The organism is bacterium (assembly GCA_036382775.1).
GTDB lineage: Bacteria > Hydrothermota > Tepidihabitantia > SM23-42 > JAOAFX01 > DASVHD01.
In genome coordinates, this window is sequence record DASVHD010000038.1 from 86,455 (window position 1) to 105,907 (window position 19,453).

General features: G+C 52.7%; 19 protein-coding genes. 16 read left to right on the plus strand and 3 right to left on the minus strand.

The window, feature by feature from the left end; genetic code table 11:
* The first annotated feature begins 66 nt into the window (after positions 1-66).
* The 3 genes from VF399_10130 to VF399_10140 all read left to right on the plus strand — a co-directional run bounded on the left by VF399_10130 (position 67) and on the right by VF399_10140 (position 2,418).
* Positions 67-927, plus strand: a complete 861-nt coding sequence (locus VF399_10130) for a M55 family metallopeptidase (GenBank protein ID HEX7320695.1) — start codon at positions 67-69, stop codon at positions 925-927.
* Positions 928-929: 2 nt separating this feature from the next.
* The gene (locus tag VF399_10135; protein ID HEX7320696.1) at positions 930-1,595 is read left to right on the plus strand and encodes a fumarylacetoacetate hydrolase family protein; all 666 of its coding nucleotides are present in this window, start codon (positions 930-932) and stop codon (positions 1,593-1,595) included.
* 196 nt (positions 1,596-1,791) lie between these two features.
* Complete coding sequence (locus VF399_10140) at positions 1,792-2,418, plus strand: hypothetical protein (protein HEX7320697.1); 627 nt, start codon at positions 1,792-1,794, stop codon at positions 2,416-2,418.
* A gap of 142 nt (positions 2,419-2,560) precedes the next feature.
* On the opposite strand, the gene VF399_10145 is transcribed toward VF399_10140, so the two are convergent.
* Positions 2,561-3,637 carry a DUF362 domain-containing protein gene (locus VF399_10145; protein ID HEX7320698.1) on the minus strand — a complete coding sequence of 359 codons (1,077 nt, stop codon included), beginning with the start codon at positions 3,635-3,637 and terminating at the stop codon, positions 2,561-2,563.
* Positions 3,638-3,781: 144 nt separating this feature from the next.
* Positions 3,782-4,357, minus strand: coding sequence for a pyruvate kinase alpha/beta domain-containing protein (locus VF399_10150; protein HEX7320699.1), 576 nt, complete (start codon positions 4,355-4,357; stop codon positions 3,782-3,784).
* A gap of 135 nt (positions 4,358-4,492) precedes the next feature.
* Here VF399_10150 and VF399_10155 point away from each other — a divergent pair, with 135 nt between their 5' ends.
* Positions 4,493-5,938 carry a T9SS type A sorting domain-containing protein gene (locus tag VF399_10155; GenBank protein HEX7320700.1) on the plus strand — a complete coding sequence of 482 codons (1,446 nt, stop codon included), beginning with the start codon at positions 4,493-4,495 and terminating at the stop codon, positions 5,936-5,938.
* On the opposite strand, the gene VF399_10160 is transcribed toward VF399_10155, so the two are convergent.
* Positions 5,884-7,287: a hypothetical protein gene (locus tag VF399_10160; GenBank protein ID HEX7320701.1), complete on the minus strand. Its 1,404-nt coding sequence runs from the start codon at positions 7,285-7,287 to the stop codon at positions 5,884-5,886. The two genes, VF399_10155 and VF399_10160, sit on opposite strands and share 55 nt — an antisense overlap.
* Before the next feature lie 149 nt (positions 7,288-7,436).
* Between VF399_10160 and nifS the strand changes: the two genes are divergently transcribed.
* The 12 genes from nifS to VF399_10220 all read left to right on the plus strand — a co-directional run bounded on the left by nifS (position 7,437) and on the right by VF399_10220 (position 19,406).
* Complete coding sequence (gene nifS, locus VF399_10165; protein ID HEX7320702.1) at positions 7,437-8,600, plus strand: cysteine desulfurase NifS; 1,164 nt, start codon at positions 7,437-7,439, stop codon at positions 8,598-8,600.
* The gene (gene mnmA / locus VF399_10170; GenBank protein HEX7320703.1) at positions 8,597-9,637 is read left to right on the plus strand and encodes a tRNA 2-thiouridine(34) synthase MnmA; all 1,041 of its coding nucleotides are present in this window, start codon (positions 8,597-8,599) and stop codon (positions 9,635-9,637) included. Before nifS ends, mnmA begins: the two co-directional genes overlap by 4 nt.
* A 7-nt stretch (positions 9,638-9,644) precedes the next feature.
* A complete protein-coding gene (locus tag VF399_10175) occupies positions 9,645-10,589 on the plus strand; it encodes an AAA family ATPase (protein ID HEX7320704.1) in 945 nt (314 codons plus the stop codon).
* Between the two features lie 14 nt (positions 10,590-10,603).
* Complete coding sequence (locus VF399_10180) at positions 10,604-11,047, plus strand: Mut7-C RNAse domain-containing protein (protein HEX7320705.1); 444 nt, start codon at positions 10,604-10,606, stop codon at positions 11,045-11,047.
* 8 nt (positions 11,048-11,055) lie between these two features.
* A complete protein-coding gene (locus VF399_10185) occupies positions 11,056-12,207 on the plus strand; it encodes a SpoIID/LytB domain-containing protein (protein HEX7320706.1) in 1,152 nt (383 codons plus the stop codon).
* A 98-nt stretch (positions 12,208-12,305) separates the two neighbouring features.
* Positions 12,306-14,024, plus strand: coding sequence for a proline--tRNA ligase (locus VF399_10190; protein ID HEX7320707.1), 1,719 nt, complete (start codon positions 12,306-12,308; stop codon positions 14,022-14,024).
* The gene (rimP, locus tag VF399_10195; GenBank protein HEX7320708.1) at positions 14,017-14,475 is read left to right on the plus strand and encodes a ribosome maturation factor RimP; all 459 of its coding nucleotides are present in this window, start codon (positions 14,017-14,019) and stop codon (positions 14,473-14,475) included. The genes VF399_10190 and rimP overlap by 8 nt, the downstream gene beginning before the upstream one ends.
* The gene (gene nusA, locus VF399_10200; GenBank protein ID HEX7320709.1) at positions 14,459-15,736 is read left to right on the plus strand and encodes a transcription termination factor NusA; all 1,278 of its coding nucleotides are present in this window, start codon (positions 14,459-14,461) and stop codon (positions 15,734-15,736) included. Before rimP ends, nusA begins: the two co-directional genes overlap by 17 nt.
* Complete coding sequence (infB, locus tag VF399_10205; GenBank protein ID HEX7320710.1) at positions 15,723-17,810, plus strand: translation initiation factor IF-2; 2,088 nt, start codon at positions 15,723-15,725, stop codon at positions 17,808-17,810. The genes nusA and infB overlap by 14 nt, the downstream gene beginning before the upstream one ends.
* Complete coding sequence (locus VF399_10210) at positions 17,800-18,105, plus strand: DUF503 domain-containing protein (GenBank protein HEX7320711.1); 306 nt, start codon at positions 17,800-17,802, stop codon at positions 18,103-18,105. Before infB ends, VF399_10210 begins: the two co-directional genes overlap by 11 nt.
* A 31-nt stretch (positions 18,106-18,136) precedes the next feature.
* The gene (gene rbfA, locus VF399_10215) at positions 18,137-18,475 is read left to right on the plus strand and encodes a 30S ribosome-binding factor RbfA (GenBank protein HEX7320712.1); all 339 of its coding nucleotides are present in this window, start codon (positions 18,137-18,139) and stop codon (positions 18,473-18,475) included.
* Positions 18,417-19,406 (plus strand): bifunctional oligoribonuclease/PAP phosphatase NrnA, encoded by a 990-nt coding sequence (locus VF399_10220; GenBank protein HEX7320713.1) that lies wholly within the window; start codon positions 18,417-18,419, stop codon positions 19,404-19,406. Before rbfA ends, VF399_10220 begins: the two co-directional genes overlap by 59 nt.
* The last annotated feature ends 47 nt before the right edge of the window (positions 19,407-19,453 follow it).

Genomic DNA, 19,453 nt, shown 5'->3' on the forward strand with positions numbered 1-19,453 from the left:
GAAAGACCATGCCAACCGGTCCTTCGCGTATACTTGACTGCCTTTGACTTATTGCTATAATAACTTATGCAAAAAAAAAACAACATCTTCGTATCATTTGATTTTGAAGGCATCAGCGGCGTCACATCGTGGCGGGAAATGAAAAAAGATTCGCCCGACCTGGAGCGGATCAGAATGCTCGCCACCCGCGAGGTCAACGCTGCGATCCGAGGCGCGAAAAAGGGAGGAAAAAATACCGGTATCGGCGAGATCCTGGTTTGCGACGCCCATGCCAATGGCGAGAACCTGCTCATCGATGAGCTGGAAAAAGGGGCGTACTTGATCAAAGGAACCCAGCGGAACTACTATATGATGGAAGGGATAAATCCGCAATTCGATCTTGCCTTTTTCATCGGTTATCATGCCATGGCCGGTTCGGAAAAAGGCATGATGGATCATACCTATTCTTCCTCATCAATATACCAGGTGGTATTGAACGGCCAACCCGTTGGAGAGACCGAGATCAACGCGGCGATCGCCGGGTATCATGGCGTGCCCCTGGGCCTGGTCTCGGGTGATGACACCCTGATCAAAGAAGTCCGCCATTTCTTTACAAAGCACATCGAGACGGTCATCACCAAATACAGCATTTCGCGATACGCGGCAAAATGCCGTCATCCATTGGACGTGCAGAAAGAACTGGAACTCATGGCCGAACGCGCAGTACGGAAGGCGCGTACTATCAAACCCTTCAATTTCAAAGCGCCCCTTAAATGCGAGATCGCCGTGATTAATTCGCAGATCGGCGATGTCATCAAGAAGATACCGGGCCTTAAGCGGCAGTCCGGCCGGACCTTTACATGCGAAACAAAAAACATCCTTGATTTCTACCAATACCTGATGCTCATCTGCGATCTTGCGGCATATGCCAACGCGTCGGCGATGTAAGCGTGCTAATCGATTTCGAAGACCATAAATTCGACTTAAAACCCACTAAGATCATCGCGGTGGCAAGAAACTACCGGGCGCATGCCACGGAAATGAACAGTACCGCGCCCGAAGAGCCGCAGTTCTTTTTAAAACCCGTGTCTTCGCTAACCAGCCATCAGGGCACTGTCGTGCTGCCGCGTATGTCCCAACGCGTAGACTATGAAGTGGAGCTTGCCGTGATCATCCAAAACCGGTTGAAGAAATGCACACCTGAACAAGTAATGAATAGTCTGCTGGGCTACACGGTTTTCGTCGACGTAACCGCTCGCGATATTCAGAACGAAGCTAAAAAGCAGGGTATGCCGTGGGCCATTGCCAAGGGATTTGATACGTTCGCGCCCATGGGTCCGCGCATTGTGGATGCTAAAAAACTTGACCCGGCGAACCTTGATCTCTGGCTCAAGGTCAATGGTGCGTTCAAGCAGCAAGGCAATACACGCAGCATGATCCACCCCGTGGATAAGCTGATCGCCTACATTTCGCAGATCATGACCCTGGAGCCACATGATATTATCGCAACCGGCACGCCCGAGGGCATCGGTCCGATGAAACATGGCGACCATATGGAAGCCGGTATTGATGGGATCGGCATTCTTGAGTTTGCGGTCAAAACGGACAAGGAATGAAGATCATAAAATATATATCTATTAATTCGTACCGGTGAACTATTTTTGGGCAATATTATACGTTTTTGTGCTTTTTTCATTACATTTGCATGGAATATCGTGAGTTATAGCGGGTGTAAGTATTGCATATGATCTATATATGGGAACCTTCGCATCGGCAGACAACAAACAAGAAAAACAACTGAAAGGAGGAGTTATGATGAACAAATTTTACATAACCATGATCATTACGTCATTTCTCGTCATTAGTAGTTGTCACCATCAACCCCGCATCGTGGTTCCGCCGGAGATCGACTTGAAGGATTTTGAACCGCTTGGCATTGTTGTTTTCCAGTGCAACAAAGAAGGCAAGCTGAACAAAGTTGTGACCCAGAAGTTCATAGAAGCCATCACTGAAGACCAGAAAATGATCCAGATCATAGAACTGGGTACCCAGAAGGAAGTCCTGAAAAAAGCCGGGGTGGCAAAGATCGGTCCCGAAGCCATGAAAGCCATCGGCGAAAAATACGGAGTGAAGACGATCATTGCCGGTGACCTGGATATATCCGATATCCATCCTCGCGTCAACATTCTTCCCGGCATCACCCTGATCGATATCTCGGCGGATGTTGAAGCCGAGCTTGTTGCCCGCATGTACCTGGTTGATAACGGAGCAACCCTGTGGACTGGATCGGGCCAAGATGAAAGGACGATCGGCGGGATAACTTTCATTAAAGGTGGTCATTTTGCGTTCGATGCCGATGATCCGGAAACGGCTTACGGCGAAATGGCGCGCGACCTGGTCTGGCGCGCGACGTATGACTTCAGGGTAACGTACAGATAGAGGAGGATTATGCTATCCCCCTTTGTTAAAGGGGGAATAAGGGGGATTATACTGTCCCCATTTGCTAAAGAGGGAGAGGGAATAAGGAGGATTATATTCCATTTTGTCAGCAGAGAATTTCGATGGATCGTGAATCACTGATCTATTTATAGGATTCGAAGAGACGACCCCAATCTGAATTTAAGATCTTGCGCACGCGCGGCCGGCCATGCACGTTATACCAGTAGAAGTCATGGTAAGCGCGTGAAGCAAAGTATGACCAGGGCACCAGCGGTGTGCGCAGGAGAAAATGCTCAAATGGCTTGAGCCAACCCCAGTAGATCATCTTCTGTCCACGCGACGCAAAGGTATTCCTGACCTGGAAATGAAAATTGACCCGGCTGATATCCTCACCGCGGATCTCGATCTCCCCGGGGTCTGCCTTTCCCAATCCATGGTCGTGGGCAAGCCTTAGGAATTTAAGGCTCATCGGATCAAATCCCATCATTTTGGTCGCGATCGCGTCGATCGCAACCATGTCGCCGCTTGCCAGAATATAATTTTTGATCTCCGGTTCCATGACCCGCGGGCCGGCTCCATTGCCGGCGATCGTACCGTCGGTCAGGCAGAATAATCCCGGATGGATCTCTTTCTGGATCTGCAAAAGGTCGACCAGGGTCTCGTGGATCACCGAATGGGTCCAGTGCCGGTTATCGTTCAGTAAACCGCCAAAGGCGTTTTTCATGGCACCGGTCATGGTCGTGAACACGTGGGTCTTGAGCGTCGGGAGATGCACGGCATTCTTGCCCAAGAGTATCTCGGGGATCTGAATGTCGCCGCCGAACACCTTGTCCAGCACCAGCATCCTGGTCTTGGGCCGGTAGTTTATCCATTTTATATGAGGTTCGTACAGGTGCACAAAGCTCAATCCGTGTTTTCTCATGACCGACACGAGATGGTTGTTATCAGCGCCGAGTTTCGGATTGATGACCACGGTCCGATTCTGCGCCGGGATGAGTTCCTTATAACCCTGATCCTTAAGCGACGCCGCGACGCCGTCAAGCTGCCACGGCGTGGTCGAACATGCAGGATAATAATAATGCCAGGATATGTTGACCTTCAGGATGGTTGGTGTTCCCTTCGTCAGAAATTCACTAACACCGGCCATCTTCATCACCCGGTCAATATCATCGAGGACCGTTCCCGGCGATGTTTTTAGAACTGCGACTTTAGATCTCATAGTTTTTTTGTCATTGCGAGCCTTGCGAAGCAAGGCGTGGCAATCTCATTCTTTGTAAAACAAAAGAGGATTGCTTCGTCTCCCGCTCTTTTTTGTTATTACTAAGGATGCGGGATTCCTCGCAATGACATAAAGGGTGTTTCTTCATCTTTTCCGCGGTTTGCAGATGATCTCGCGGACTTCAAACGAGAAAAAATCCTTGCCATGTTTGGGTACGCATACGATCGCAGTATCCACGCCATTACCCGTACCGCCGATCGCGATAATCTCCTTGCCGTAAGGTATCATACCGGCGTCCTGCGCCATCACCGCCACTTCAACCGCTACTTTCGTACCCTCACCGAAGATCCGCAGAGTGTTAGCGGCCATTTCCTCGGGCTGGAGACCGCCGAACTTGAACCTGACCGCTCGGCCAAAACCTCCAAAAAAATGGGTTGTGGTCAGAACCGAAACGCCGTGTTCATGAAGATACCGGATAGTCCGGGCATTTATTTCCTGTTTGCCGGGTCTGGCAAAACCGGCGTGATGGGTTACGGACACGATCTTCAACCCCCGCGCCATAGCCAGCAATTTTCTCGTGGTGTATCCCGTGCACGAAGCTACGACAAAATGCCTGATCTTTAACTTTTTTGATCGGCGCAGCGCTGCTTCCAAGGTCGGTCCCGTGTTTTCTTTACCGGGTTTTTGCCAGTAAATGATCTCCGATGTTATTTTTTTCATGATTTATTGCGCTCCTTTTGATCCGCGATCCTTTTTTCACTTCATTATATTTCATGCCCGAGCGAAGTCAATAGCTCACCTCTTGACTTAAACCTCAATTGGTTTATACTATTATTAAATACCGGGAGGTTTTTCATGAAAACAAAAATCGTTTTGACAATAACCGTCATCGGCATGCTGTATGCGGCATGGGCTATACCAGATATTATCATCCGCCAGGAAGACTTACCCATAATTATCGGGTCATGGGCACGCTTTGACCAGCAGATAGGCGACTTTGAATGGATGCCGTTCGATTCGATGCGCACCTGGTGGGACCTGACCGTATATCCGAACGATAACATCGCGCGAGTCAAGCTCCTTGACCCTGACCAGGGTATCTATCCCGCGCCTGACACGTTTCCCAACGCCGAGGTCGCTGAACTTGACACGCTGGGCAGCGGCGACGTCACTTGGTCTTACATGTCCCGGACGAATCTATACCTTTATATCCAGGGGATCGATTTTTCAACAGGCGGTTTCCGCTTTCTCGGCAATTACCAGCCAGACTACAAGGTCTATACCACGCCGATGAATGACGGTGCCGGCTGGAACACGGCTTGGTCCTGGCAATGCGATATCGGAATAGGCTGGCCATACCAGGCAAGCGAACAACATCAAAAGGTCGTAGTGGCAAAGGGCAAGGTCAAAGTACCGTTCAGCGGCAACCATTTCTGGCCCTGCCTGGTGATCCGCGACTACATGACCTTCTCCGATAATTTCGGGACCATGGACATGCGCTGGATATACGAATGGGTCGTGCCGGGAAGGTTCAGCGGCGCCAACGGCGTTGCCGCGGCCCAGAGCATAAACGGCGGCGCGCAGAATTTCATGATCGTCGACAATTTCTTTAAACTTAACACGCTGTTCATCCCGGGCTGGGACCTGAGATGCCCGGATTTTGTCAACACCACGATCTGGCCAGATACCAACTATCTCGGTCCTTTCATCGTGAAAACCACGATCACCGACTCCACCGGCATCGGCGCGGATTCGCTCTTTTACCGGATCAATAGCGGCCCGTTCCTCGGCACCGGTCATGACAGCGTCGTGGCCGATGATTATTTCTATACGATCCCGGTCGTCGCTCAACCCTGCACGCTCGGTTATCTACTCTGGGCAGAAGATTCTTTCAGTGTTGCCAACGCCATCGATATATGGAATACCGATCCGATTTGCGCGCCGGAAAGCACATATTACAAGTTCATAACCAGCACCGCGGTCGACGAATACGGTAATATGATCGTGCCGCAGGTATTCATGACCTGTGAGCCTAACCCATTTACTGAGAATCTGAGAATCAAATTCCAAATACCAAATGTCAAATATCAAATGAATGCCCAATCCCAAATGTCAATTGCGATCTACGATGCGAGTGGTAGAGTAGTGAAACAGTTTAACAATTTAACCGTTCAACCATTTAACCAAGTCGTCTGGTCTGGTTCAGACCAGAATGGCCGTCCTGTCCCTGCCGGCGTCTATTTCGTTCACCTGACAACGGGCAGTGAATCGATGGTCAAACCCGTGACGCTGGTCCGGTAGATCGAAAAGTAGTTTGGCGAGTTTTCTGTATAGATACCTGTTTTAAAAGGGAATTTTTCAAGCGTTTTCTGGAACAATTCAACCATCTGCGCGTCGCGCGCGAGACATGCTAAAAAAATCTTTCTTTTATCTCCCGGTAAAATAACGACATCGGCCAATTTTCTCTGCTTTTCAAAAGGCAGCCAATTAATGTATTTAACATAAGGGTTCACCAGTTCCAAGATATCTTTGTTACAGATCAGCACGTCGCTGCCATATGCGTAATGATATATCAGCCGCTGATAGCGGTCCTGGACTTTTAGGAACCGGGCGTGCCGGTAATTGATAAAAGCGCAGGCGATCGCCAGAGCCAGGACAACGGGTATTATGAGTTTTCGCACGATCTTGATCCGGTCCAGGACAGCGGCATACGGCACCAGCATGAATGGAATGACCGGCAGCATATACCGTTGGCTCATCACAAGCCATTGTATGAAGTCAGTGCTTGTATCAATATACGACTGGAAAGCATGAAAAAGGATATAAATTACCGCCGTTGTTATAAATAGACCGTTACCTTTACCGCGGTATACGAACGGCGCGATCAGCATCAACGGATATAACACTGTCAAAGAGAATGCGTAACCGCCAAGCGTACCCCAATGGACCCTGAAACCAAGGTCTGTACCATATTGTAATGCCGGTCCCAGGAAATTTCCAAAAACGAAGAAGTGATACACCAAAAGCGGGATCAAACTCAGCAATGCGCTGGCACAAAAAATAAACAAGCCTTTTATTTCCTTCCTCGCCAGTAGCACCAGCGCAAAAGCAATGACCAGCAAAGCAAGCGGATACCTCATGTAAACACCAAACCCCGTAAAAACGCCTGCCCACACGTTCCTTTTGGTCACAAAAAAATACATGCCCGCCAATGCCAGCAGCATTGCCGGCATATCGCTCATGATCGTCCGGGAGAACAAAACGACCGGCGGGAAGAATAAAAATAACAAAGCATATATTCTGGGGATGCGGTAAAACGCAAGCAGCATTGTGAAAAGCAGCAGGCATAGACCGGTCAACAGCAAACCGCGCAGGAACACGGTCCGCCACCCGAAAGCAGCGAAGGACAGCAGGAGAAGAGAGTTACCTGGCGGGTATTTTGACACAAGGTGGCCGGCCGAGGTTGTAACCATCATCGGCACCTGGTTCATACCTGCCCGATCGTAGTAGACCTCACCCTTGGCGAAAATGTGTGATGTCGTTAAATACGCGGCTTCATCGACGATGCCGTAGTTGGAGGGATAAAATATCAGAAAAACCGCGGAAAAAACGACAAACCCAAGTAAGACAATATTTCTGCTGTCGGTCAAGTTCCTCCCAAGCCCGATATGGAAGTTGCACAAATAGCATTTAATTATATCCAGCCGGGCCATTCAGTCAACTCTATCAAAAGGGAAAAACGTTGTCCGCTACCTTGACTTCATTTTTTTTATAACTATATTTATTCAGGAACACAAAAATGAAGCGCATCTATCTCGATTACGCGGCGACGACGCCGGTGCATCCCGAGGTCATGGCGGCGATGCAGGATTATTTCATAAATAAATTCGGCAATGCCTCGAGCCTTCATACGACCGGAATTGAGGCAAGATCGGCCGTGGAAGCCGCGCGGGAAACCATCGCCCGCTGTCTAAAAGCCCATCCCGACGAGATAATTTTCACCTCCGGCGGCAGCGAATCGGATAACTTCGCGGTCAAGGGAGCCGCCTACGCGTTGAGGAAGAAAGGCGATCACATCATTACTTCAAAAATAGAACATCACGCCGTGCTTGAACCCTGCCTTTTTCTGCAGGATCAGGGCTTTTCTATCACTTTCCTGCCGGTCGACAAGTACGGACTGGTCGATCCGGATGATCTTAAAAAAGCAATAACCCCCCGCACGATACTGGTCAGCATCATGCACGCCAATAACGAGATCGGTACGGTCGAGCCGCTCAGTGCGATCAGCGCCGTATGCCGGGAGAAAGAAGTGTGCCTCCATACCGATGCCGTACAGTCGTTCGGATCTGTCAACACCGCGGTCGACGACCTCGGCGTCGACCTGCTTTCCATTACCGCCCATAAGTTCTACGGCCCCAAGGGCGTGGGCGCGCTATATGTCAGAAAAGGAACCCGGATCGTGCCTCTGATCCATGGCGGTGGACAAGAATGGAGCAAGCGGGCTTCAACCCACAACGTGCCGGGTATCGTCGGCATGGCAAAGGCCGCAGCACTGGCAATAACGGAGATGCCGGAACGCGTCGAACATGTCCGCACGCTCAGAGACCGACTTATAAAATCGCTCTTCAAGCAGGTCGAGGATCTGAAGCTGAACGGACATCCCCAGCAGCGACTGCCGAACAATGTCAATCTGATCGTAAAGTATGTCGAGGGCGAAGCGCTACTTGTGAAACTTGACACACTCGGCATCGAAGTATCAAGCGGATCGGCCTGCACATCAGGTTCGCTCGAACCTTCACAAGTGCTGTCGGCCATCGGCGTGCCGCCCGAGGAAGCCCGCGGGTCGGTCCGCATCACGATGGGCCGGCTGACGACCAACGATGATATCAGCTATGTCATTGAACAATTTCCCCGCGTGGTAAAGGAATTGCGTTCGATCTCCGCATATAAGAAACGACCGTGAACCGGCACCGGATACTGGTCGCAATGAGCGGCGGCGTGGACTCATCGGTCGCAGCCGCATTGCTGGTCAAGCAGGGCCATTACGTGGAAGGCGCGACCATGCTGTTCAAGGGTGTCTTAACGGATGATGTGATGAGCGCCCGGGAAGCTTGTGCGGCGCTCGGCATCAAGCACCGGACCTTTGATTTCAGAAAAAAATACCGCGATACCGTGATCCGGGATTTTATTGATGAATACTGCCGCGGCCGCACGCCCAACCCGTGCGTGCTCTGCAACGAGCGTTTTAAATTCGGCTCATTCCTACAGAATGCTCTCGCCCATGGATTCGAAGCGATCGCCACCGGCCATTTTGCCGGCGTTGTCCGGCGTAAACATGGATACTCCCTTGTCCAGGGCGTCGATCGCAACGAGCAATCATACTTCCTCTACCGACTGGGACAGAAAGAATTGGCCAGGGCCGTGTTACCACTGGCCCGTATGACCAAGGTCCAGGTCCGCAATCTGGCGCGCAAGATTGGATTGCCGACTGCTCAACGCGAAAAAAGCCAGGATATCTGTTTCCTGCCCGACGGTGATTACGCATCGTTCCTCAAGAAAGTCCTCCGCATCCGCCTGCGGCCCGGGCCGATCGTCAATGAGCAAGGCGTGGTCGTCGGCAAGCATAAAGGCATCATGTTTTATACGCATGGGCAGCGCAAGGGACTGGGTATAAGCCATTATGAACCCTACTATGTCACCGACATTAATGCCGGCCAGAACACGATCACCGTAGGCGGAAGAAGCAAAGCTTACAAGCAGGAACTCATTGCCGGCAATCTTCACTTCATATCCGGCAGGAAATTGACCCGGGAAATGACCGTCCTGGCAAAAGCCAGGTATTTCGCCGCACTTTCTGCCGCTACTATCCGGATGGTCTGCGGTCGGATAAAGGTCCGTTTTATAAAGCCGCAGTGGGCATTGACGCCCGGCCAGTCGGTTGTATTCTACAAGAACAGAACCGTTCTCGGCGGCGCCATTATTGACGAGATAATCGCCTAGAGTGGTCATGGAAATTTTCGACGATATCATAGGCCAGGAAACCGCCAAGCGGTTCGTCCAGACCGCGATGAAGAAAGACAGGTTGTACAATATCCTGCTCATCGGTCCCAAGGGTGTGGGTAAAAGAATGTTTGGATTCGCTATGGCGAAAGCAATGGGATGTCATCCCCGCTCGTCGAATTTCATCCTGATCGGTCCCGTGCCTGCGAAACTCAAGGACAAAGACGAAAAACTGCAGGAATACATGAAAAAGTACCTGCCTGAACACGGCATCGTTGATATTGAGGACAGAGAGTCCATTCTGATCGGTCAGATCCGACACCTGATCGGCCAGCTCGTGCATATGCCTATGCCCGGGAGCCATCGGGTCGTCCTTATCCTCGAAACGGACAAGATGACAAACGATGCCGCGAACTGTTTCTTGAAAACGCTGGAAGAACCGCCCATTGACACGCTGTTCATCCTGACGAGCTCGCGTCCGGACTTCTTGCTGCCCACGATCCGCTCCCGCTGCCAGATCGTGCCTTTCAACTACCTTAGCGCGAGCCAGATCCAGGACATTGTCTTTGACGCTCAGGACTCGTTCATGCTGGGAAGTCCGGGCGATATCATGCGCCTGCGGGAAAGCGAAATGTTCGATAAAACCCTTGAGATATTCAAGCAGGCGCCGATGGATGACGGCACCGCGGTCGAGGCGGCGCGGGAGCTGGAAAGAAAGAACCTGTCGGGATTTTTCTACGAGCTCATGCTTCTTTACCGCCAAGTACTATATCACAAGCTCGGCATGCGCGATGATATTCCGTTCGAGAAGGAAATCGTTGAAAAGGCGCGGTCCCTTTCGCCGGAGGATGCCATTGCATTGATCACCGAGTTGAACAACTGCATCAACAGCCTGGATTCGAACGCCAACCATCTCCTGCTGGTCGCGAACATCCTGCTCAAGCTGCGCTGAGCGATCCCGGTGTCATGACCTGCCGGTTTATCTGCGACCGCATGCTCGGCACGCTGTGCAAGTACCTGCGCATGTCCGGTTTCGATACCGCTTATGCCCGCGATAGCAAAACGGCTTTGGTGAGCGCGCTTCAGGAAGACCGGGTTCTGCTCACCAGGAATACCAGGATGCGCGGGCAAAAGCATGTTTTTTTTATCACTGCAGACGCGCCGCACGAACAACTGCGCAGTGTTTATGAACATTTCTGTATCCATGGTTCGATGAACTTCCTGGGCCGGTGCCTGCTCTGCAACGAACCTTTGAAAAAAGCGGCCAAGGAAGATATCCGGAAGCTCGTTCCTTTCTTCACATACAACAACTTCGATGAATTCGCCCAGTGTCCGAAATGCCGGCGCGTGTACTGGAAGGGAAGCCATTACCAGAAGATGAAGCGCGATATCGAGACGACCGCACCATGATGATCCCAATGACGGTCCCCAACCGGCAGCGTAATCGGGCTTGCCGCGCATTAGTTGCGCTGATCATTTTTGAAGCGATTGCCGGCCTGCTGCCCGGCTGTCTGCCCTATGTCCAGACCAGAGCCCGTGGCAACCTGATTAGGGTCGCGGTCCTTGCCGGCGCTGATTCGGTCTTCATCAGGGGCATCCGGAACCGCATTTATTACGAGAATAACCGCGTCGCCCTGATGCCGGGCGACACCGGCACTCTGTACTTTAAACCTATGGACAAAGCGGTCGCCGTGAACGGCCAACGATACCGCGGCAGCGTTGAGGTCCGCAGTCACGGCGGCAAACTCTGGGTTATAAACGTCCTGGACGTCGAGGACTATTTGAAGGGCGTTGTGCCCTGCGAGATCGGCAGTATCAACCGCGGACTTTTTGAAGTCGGGAAAGCACAGGCGGTCGCCGCCCGCACCTATGCCTACGGTCATATGGGCCGGCACAAGGAACTGGGATTCGATGTTTACGCCACGGTGAAGGATCAGGTATATGAAGGTATCGGCGCCGAGAGCGGGATCATCAGCGATGCGATAGCCCAAACCAGAGGAATGGTGATCACGGACCATGGGCTGCCCATTGACGCCAAGTATCATTCAACATGCGGCGGCATGACCGCGGACTTCAATGACGCCTGGCCAGGCCAGGGACCAACTTACCTGACCAGCGTTCCATGCGGCCTCTGTTCAAACAGTCCCCACTACACCTGGCAAAAACTATGGTCTAACCATGATTTTTTCACGCAGATACGCTCGCGCCTCCCCCGGGCAGGTGTTGCGATCGGCGACAGCGAACTGATCAAAAACATTGTGTTACACCGTAATAGAAAAACCCAGCGCGTCGTCATGGCTACGATCATAACGGACAAAAACAGTTACAAGATCGGGATCAACAGCATCCGCACCGTGTTCGGAGACGACCGCGATCCAGGCGGACTCCTCAAGTCAACCTGGTTCAGTATAAAGCCTGCGACGGGAGACACCATCGCGGTCATGGGTAAAGGCTGGGGTCACGGCGTCGGCATGTGCCAGTTCGGAGCCATGGAAATGGCCCGCCGAGGGAAATCCTTTAAGCAGATCCTCCTTCATTATTATCCCGGCACGAAGATCCGGCGTCGGTAGGCGCCGGGTCCGGTCTATCCTTTATTTTTTCACGATCACACAGGATCGGCTCCGCCGTCCTCTTGACTTTTACGCGGTTTTGTGATATATTTCATGTTATGAAGTTTACCCGATCATTGATCGAAACCATGCGGGAAGATCCCCGCGATGCCGAGAGTAAAAGCCACCGCTTGCTCGTGCGCGGCGGTTTTATCAGGCAATTGGCATCGGGTATTTTTATTTATCTGCCCCTCGGCTGGCGCGTGCTCTCCAGGATCGCCGCCATTATCCGCGATGAACTGGACCGCGTGGGATGCCAGGAAATGCTCTGCCCCGCGATCGCGCCGAAAGAAATATGGGCGGAATCCGGACGCTGGTTCGACTATGGCGACGACATGTTCCGGTTCAAGGACCGCAAGAACCGAGATTACTGTCTCTGCCCCACCCATGAGGAGATAATGACCGATATCGCGCGGACCGTGATCCGTTCCTACCGGGACATACCCCAGATCTGGTACCAGATCCAGACGAAATTCCGGGACGAACCGCGTCCCCGTTTCGGCGTTATTCGTTCACGTCAGTTCATAATGAAGGATTCATATAGTTTCGACCGTGATGAAAAAGGCCTTGATGCGAGTTTCAACCTGCACCGGGAAGCTTACTGCCGGATATTCAAGAGATGCGGGCTTGATTTCGTGGTGGTCGATGCATCAGGCGGCATCATGGGCACCGGGGAATCCAAGGAATTCATGGCCCTGGTGGAAGGCGGCGAGGACCGGGTCATGGTCTGCAGTGCCTGCGACTTCAAGGCGAACCTTGATGTTACCGAAGGCAAGAGCGAGTACCGGTCATACACCGATTCCGCCATCCAGAAGGTCGAAACGCCTGACCGCAAAACCGTCGAGGAGGTCAGTTCATTTTTGAAGGTGACTCCCGACAACCTGGTCAAGAACATGTTCTATACGGCGCCCGGAAAACAACCGGTCCTGGTCCTGGTCCGAGGCGATTATGAGATAAATGAAACCAGGGTTAAGCAAACCATCGGCGCCGATTTCGTACCGGCTTCCCCCGATGATATAGTGAAGCATTTCAGCGCTGAGCCCGGATATATCGGGCCCGTGGGGGTGTCGGGCATCGCGGTCTATGCCGATGATCTGCTGAAGGACACCCAGGGAATGATCACGGGCGCGAACCAGAACGGATACCATATCAAGGGTTTCAATATCAGCCGCGATATCAAGGTCACGGCATTTATTAATTTGAGAACGGCGCATTCCGGCGACCGCTGCATGAAATGCGGCGGCGAACTCAAGCTGCGCAGCGCGCTGGAACTGGGCCATATTTTCAAACTGGGCACGAAATATTCGATCGCCCTTGGGGCGCATTTTATCGACGAACGCGGCAAAGAACAGCCGGTCGTCATGGGCAGTTACGGCATCGGGCTGGAAAGAATAATGGCCTGCGCTGCCGAGCAGCTGGGTGATGACAAAGGCATGGTCTGGCCGATCACGATCGCCCCTTATGACATATATATCGTCGTCTTGAACCCGCAGGAGAAAAATATCCAGACGCTCGCCGATGAAACGACTGCGTCTTTGATCCAGGCCGGTTTCGCGGTCATCGTTGACGACCGCGACCTTGCGGCGGGTGTAAAATTCACCGATGCCGAGCTGCTGGGTATGCCCATCCGCCTGACCATAGGACCCAAGGGCATAAAGAATAACCGTTTTGACATCAGCATAAGGCAAACCGGCGAAGTCAGTGAAACGAACAGGGCGTCGATAACCGCGCAGTGCCGCGAGATCAAAGAACGGCTCCTTGGGAGGATCAATGAATAACGCCGATCTGGAAAAGATCACGGCGCTGGTTCAGGGTATCGTCGAGGACATGAACATGCGCCTGTACGATGTACAGTTCAATCCCGTCTCGCGGATCCTGAGCGTGTTCATTGACAAAACGGCTGGCGGCGTCACGGTCGATGACTGCCGGCGCGTGAGTTCCCAGTTTTCGCAGGAGCTTGACAGCGCGGACCTGATCCCATCGTCATATACGCTTGAAGTCTCGTCGCCAGGCATCAACCGTGCGCTGAAAAAACTTGATCACTACAAATGGGCGCTGGGGAAAATTGCGGAGATCGACCTGGGCAAGACCAGGATAAAAGGTCACCTTCGGGACGTCAACGAGAGCGGCGTTACCATCGCCACCGACAGCGGCGAAGAATACATCGCCTTCAGCACCATTGTGAGAGCAAGAGTCATGGAGGAAATAGAACATGGCAAACGAAGATAATATAATAATTGACAATATGAAATCGATCGCCCGCTCCCGGGGCGTAAAATTCGACTACGTGGTTGATTCACTCGGTGAGGCGATCAAAAGCGGGATCAAGCGGAAATTCGGAAAAGGCGTCGAATCCGACGTCGTCGTCAACAAATCCACCGGCGAGATCCGGATCTTTATCGTCAAAAAGATCGTGGAGACGGTGACCGACAAGGACAAGGAGATCGACCTTGCCTCTGCCCAGGAAAAGAACAGCGATTACAAGGTCGGCGATGAATACCGGCTGCAGATCACTCTCTCCGACCTGGGCCGGACCGCCATTGAGTCCGTGAAACAGGCCCTGACCCAGCGCATCAGCGAAGCGGAACGGAACCGGATCCTGGCCGAATACGAAAAGAAGGTCGGCGAGATCGTGAAAGGCATAATCAAGGTCGTGAGTCGCAACGAAGTGCTGGTCGACCTCGGCCCGGTCGAAGCCACCATCCCAAGCTATGGTCTGATGCGCACCGAGCATTACCGCCTAAATTCGCCCCTGAGGGCGGTCGTGTTCAAGGTCGACCGCGCCCAGTGGGGACCCAAGATCATTCTTTCTCGGACCGACTCGAAGTTCCTGGAACGCCTGCTCTTTTACGAGATACCCGAGGTCAAGGATGGGATCATTCAGGTCGTAAAGATCGTGCGTGAACCAGGCGTCAGGGCAAAGGTCGCGGTGCAGACGATCGATCCCAAGATCGACCCGATCGGCGCATGCGTCGGTTACCGCGGCAGCCGGATCCAATCCGTAGTCAAGGAACTATCCGGGGAAAAGATCGATGTCATCCAGTGGTCAAAGGACGCCAACCTGCTGATCAACCGCAGCCTATCGCCAGCCAAGGTGAAGCTGGTGCTGGCTTTAAGCGAAGGGCACGTGTTGGCAGTCGTCCCGGATGATGATTATTCAAAAGCGATCGGCAAGAACGGCGTCAATGTGGACCTCGCCTCAAAATTGACCGGGATCGAGATCGAGATTAAAAAGGTCTCGGAATACAAGAAGGAACTCCAGGAAAAACTGCTGGCTGAAGCCAAAATCGAAGATGTGGAAGGGGTCAGCAAAACGTTAAAGAAGATACTGATCGAAAAGGGGTACACCAACGTCCTCAGCGTGCTCAAAGCCACGCCGGAAGAGCTCAAGTTCCTGCTGTCGCTGGATGATGAAGCCGTGACCAAGCTGTTGGAAAAACTAAGGCCTGCCGTACCGCCGCCGCCTGAGGAAGATAATGTCGTCCAATAAGGTCCACAACGTCGCCAAGACCTTCGGGCTTTCAAGCGACGCCCTGATCAAGCTGCTCGAAGAAATCGGCATCAAGGCTAAGGGCCATATGTCGACCCTCACCGAAGACGAGATCAATAAATTGAAGGCAAAGATCGCCGAGGAGAAAAGGCGGCTCAGGAAAGAATTCACCAGGCATCACGTCAGCGGCACGAAAGAAAAACCGAAAAAGATCAACGAAGCGGAGATCAAGCAAAAGATAAAATCGACCCTCGTGAAGATCGAGCGGCGGGAAACTAAGAAACATTACCGCAAAGAGGAAACGACACCGGCCCGCCAGGTCGCACAGCAAAAGGTCGTGGAAGTCACTGATTTCATGACCGTTGCCGAATTAGCGCAGGCGCTCGACGTAACGCCCAGCGAAGTGATCAAGAAATGCCTCGATCTGGGGGTCATGGCAAGTCTTAACCAACGTCTTGATCTCGATACGATATCCGTGCTCTGCGATGAATTCAAGTGCGTCATGAAATCCGTTACTGTGGAACAACACATCGCGCCGGAAGAACAGGGCGAGGTCGTTGAACGTCCGCCGGTCGTAACCATGATGGGCCACGTCGACCACGGCAAGACAACGCTGCTGGACGCCATCACCAAGTTGCGCATCGCGGAAACCGAGTACGGCCGGATCACGGAAAAGATGAGGGCTCACCAGATCGTCTACCATGACAAGAAAATAACTTTCTTCGATACGCCGGGTCATGAGGCATTCACCAGCATGCGGGCGCGCGGCGCTCAGGTCACGGACATTGTCGTGCTCGTCGTGGCCGCCGATGACGGGGTCATGCCGCAGACGATCGAAGCGATCGACCACGCCCGGGCCGCGAACGTCCCGATGATCGTCGCGATCAACAAGATCGATTCGCCCAAAGCCAACGTGAACCTGGTAAAGACGCAGCTCGCAAAAGCCAACGTCATCGTCGAGGATTTCGGCGGCAAGGCGATAAGCGTTGAAACATCGGCGATCAAGAATCAGGGCGTAACCGACCTGCTCGACGCGATCCTGGTCAAGGCCGAGGAACTCGGCCTTAAAGCCCCTCTTCAAAAGAAAGCCAAAGGCGTTGTCATCGAAGCGAAACAGGAACGGGGTAAGGGAAATGTATCGACCGTTCTTGTCCAGGAAGGCGTGCTCAGACGCGGTGATCCCTTTGTCTGCGGCTCGCTATCAGGACGGGTCCGCGAGATGCTGAACGAAAAGGGAGAACGCGTGGCAGAAGCCGGTCCTTCAACGCCGGTCTTTGTGCTCGGTTTCGGCGGTCTGCCCCAGGCGGGCGAACCATTCCTCGTCGTCGATGATGAACGCCAGGCGCGCGATCTGGCTTACCAGCGGGAAATGCTGGAGCGAAGCCGGAAAATGAAAGTGGCCAAGGCAAAGGTCACGCTGCTCGACCTACAAGAAAAGATCAAGAGTGGCGAAATGAAAGAATTAAGGATCCTGTTGAAGACCGATACGGCCGGTTCGCTCGAGGTACTCGACGAGAAACTTAATGAACTGACCATGGAAGAGGTCAGCATCAACATTATCCATAAAGGCGTCGGCAAGATCAGTGTATCCGACATCCTCCTGGCCGAGGTGACCGGTTCGATCTGCGTCGGTTTTCACGTGGGACCGGACACCAACGCCCTGGAAGCCGCCGAGCGCGAGGGGGTCGAAATACGAACCTATCGCCTGATCTACGAGGCGCTTGAAGACATCCGCGCCGCGATGGTCGGCATGCTCGAACCCAAGATCCAGGAGATCCTGATCGGCGAGGCCGAAGTGCGCGAAGTGTTCAACATCACCAAATTGGGACTGGTGGCAGGCAGCTATGTCAAGGACGGAAAGGTCATCCGCAACGCGATCGCTTCGATCCTGCGCAACAACAAGGAAATTGAGCGCGCCAAGATCACATCCCTAAAACGGTTCAAGGATGATGTTAAGGAAGTCGTCGCTGGCTATGAATGCGGCATTGGATTTGAAAACGTCGCGGACCTTGAAAAAGGTGATACCATCCAGTTCTACAAGGTGGAAGAAGTACAAAAGACCGATGCCGGATAAATGTTTCGTGGGCTATTGCAGCGTCGACCTGTTGATCGAGAACAGCCAGTCCCTCAAGGACAAACGCCGGGTCATCGCCAGTCTGAAAAAAAAGATCCATAACCAATTCAACGTATCGGTCTGCGAGTATGGAGATCTGTCATTGTGGCAGCGGACCCAGCTTGGCCTGGTTACCTGCAGCAACGACCAGCGGATCGTTGATTCGATCCTGAGAGAAGCGACTGAATACATTCAAAGAAGCGGCGTTGTGACCCTGCTAAACTCCAAATCCACGGTCATCCCGGCGGACGTATGAACGCGGCTGCCGTCCAAAAAGTACTCTAACCATGCGCGCCGAGCGAGTCGCTGCGCAGTTGGCGAAAGAACTGTCCGTGATCGTCAGCCGCGAGGTGAACGACCCGCGGCTGGGATTTGTGACCATCACGAAAGTATTCCTGACGCCGGACCTGAAAAACGCGATAATTTTTTTTACAACCATGGGAGATAAGAAGAGCGACCTGAAGACCCTGGAACACGCAAAAGGATTTGTCAGAACGCTGCTTGCCCAGCGGGTCAGCCTCAGGTTCATCCCCGAGATCGAGTTTCGGCTCGATGAAAGCTATGAGTATGAACAAAAAATGGAAAAACTTTTTGAACAGCTGGATAAGGACCATAAAAAAGAATGACCGCATCCTTATCGGCACGCACATAGATCCGGACAGCGACGGCATTTGCGCGGCGTTATGCGGCGCCGCGCTGGTCGAACATTTCACTAGAACAAAACCCCAGTTGTATTGTCAATCCGTGGTGCCATCCAAGCATTCATTCCTGATGGACGGCCGCGCCTTTCTTAACCGCCTGCCGGCGTTCGACCTGCTTATTGCCGTAGACTCGGCCGGCATTGACCGGGTGATCCCGGAAGATCATTTTAAAAAGATCCCCTGGAAACATAAAACCATCATCAATATCGACCACCACCGGAGCAATGACGGGTTCGGAGATGTCAACTACGTGGATGAAAAAGCATCTTCCGCATGCGAGATCATATACCGCATGTTCAAGGACCTAAAGGTCCCAATCACATCAAAGACTGCGGGGATCTTTTACAGCGGGATATACATCGAAACCGGAGGTTTCGCGTATCCTAACACAACCAACAGCGTGTTCGCGGTAGTGTCCGACCTGGTCAGCCGGGGGGTACAGCCATCGACGCTGGTTAAAAATCTGCACGGCAGAACGCTCCAGGGCACCCGCCTCCTGAGCGCGGTTCTCGACACCATCAAGATCAAAAAAGGCATCGGCGTTATGCATTTGTCGCTCGTGATGCTCGCCGAAACCGGCGCCCGGATGTCGGATTCCGAGCATTTCCTTTCTTTTCTACAGGCGATCACCGATGTCCACGTATCGGTGTTCCTGCGCGAGGAAAAGCGCGGGACGCGTGTCAGCTTGCGCAGCGACGGCCTGGTCGATGTGAATGAAGTGGCACGCCGGTTCGGCGGCGGCGGGCACCGGATGGCTGCCGGCATGCGTATGCCGCAAAAAATGACGATCGCCCAAAAACTGGTCCTCGCTGAGATCAGCCGGCATCTGAACGCGGACCGGCCCCGGCGTAAGTGAAACAACACTGTTTGTTACGCGATACATTCCCGGTACCAGGAATAAGA

Coding starts and splice junctions, on each gene's coding strand:
- VF399_10220 (HEX7320713.1), top strand. CDS start 18,417: ATGAACAAAAAATGGAAAAACTTTTTGAACAGCTGGATAAGGACCATA.
- VF399_10185 (HEX7320706.1), top strand. CDS start 11,056: ATGACGGTCCCCAACCGGCAGCGTAATCGGGCTTGCCGCGCATTAGTT.
- VF399_10130 (HEX7320695.1), top strand. CDS start 67: ATGCAAAAAAAAAACAACATCTTCGTATCATTTGATTTTGAAGGCATC.
- VF399_10175 (HEX7320704.1), top strand. CDS start 9,645: ATGGAAATTTTCGACGATATCATAGGCCAGGAAACCGCCAAGCGGTTC.
- rbfA (HEX7320712.1), top strand. CDS start 18,137: ATGCGCGCCGAGCGAGTCGCTGCGCAGTTGGCGAAAGAACTGTCCGTG.
- VF399_10145 (HEX7320698.1), bottom strand. CDS start 3,637: ATGAGATCTAAAGTCGCAGTTCTAAAAACATCGCCGGGAACGGTCCTC.
- VF399_10190 (HEX7320707.1), top strand. CDS start 12,306: ATGAAGTTTACCCGATCATTGATCGAAACCATGCGGGAAGATCCCCGC.
- rimP (HEX7320708.1), top strand. CDS start 14,017: ATGAATAACGCCGATCTGGAAAAGATCACGGCGCTGGTTCAGGGTATC.
- VF399_10140 (HEX7320697.1), top strand. CDS start 1,792: ATGATGAACAAATTTTACATAACCATGATCATTACGTCATTTCTCGTC.
- VF399_10210 (HEX7320711.1), top strand. CDS start 17,800: ATGCCGGATAAATGTTTCGTGGGCTATTGCAGCGTCGACCTGTTGATC.
- VF399_10150 (HEX7320699.1), bottom strand. CDS start 4,357: ATGAAAAAAATAACATCGGAGATCATTTACTGGCAAAAACCCGGTAAA.
- infB (HEX7320710.1), top strand. CDS start 15,723: ATGTCGTCCAATAAGGTCCACAACGTCGCCAAGACCTTCGGGCTTTCA.
- nifS (HEX7320702.1), top strand. CDS start 7,437: ATGAAGCGCATCTATCTCGATTACGCGGCGACGACGCCGGTGCATCCC.
- nusA (HEX7320709.1), top strand. CDS start 14,459: ATGGCAAACGAAGATAATATAATAATTGACAATATGAAATCGATCGCC.
- VF399_10155 (HEX7320700.1), top strand. CDS start 4,493: ATGAAAACAAAAATCGTTTTGACAATAACCGTCATCGGCATGCTGTAT.
- VF399_10180 (HEX7320705.1), top strand. CDS start 10,604: ATGACCTGCCGGTTTATCTGCGACCGCATGCTCGGCACGCTGTGCAAG.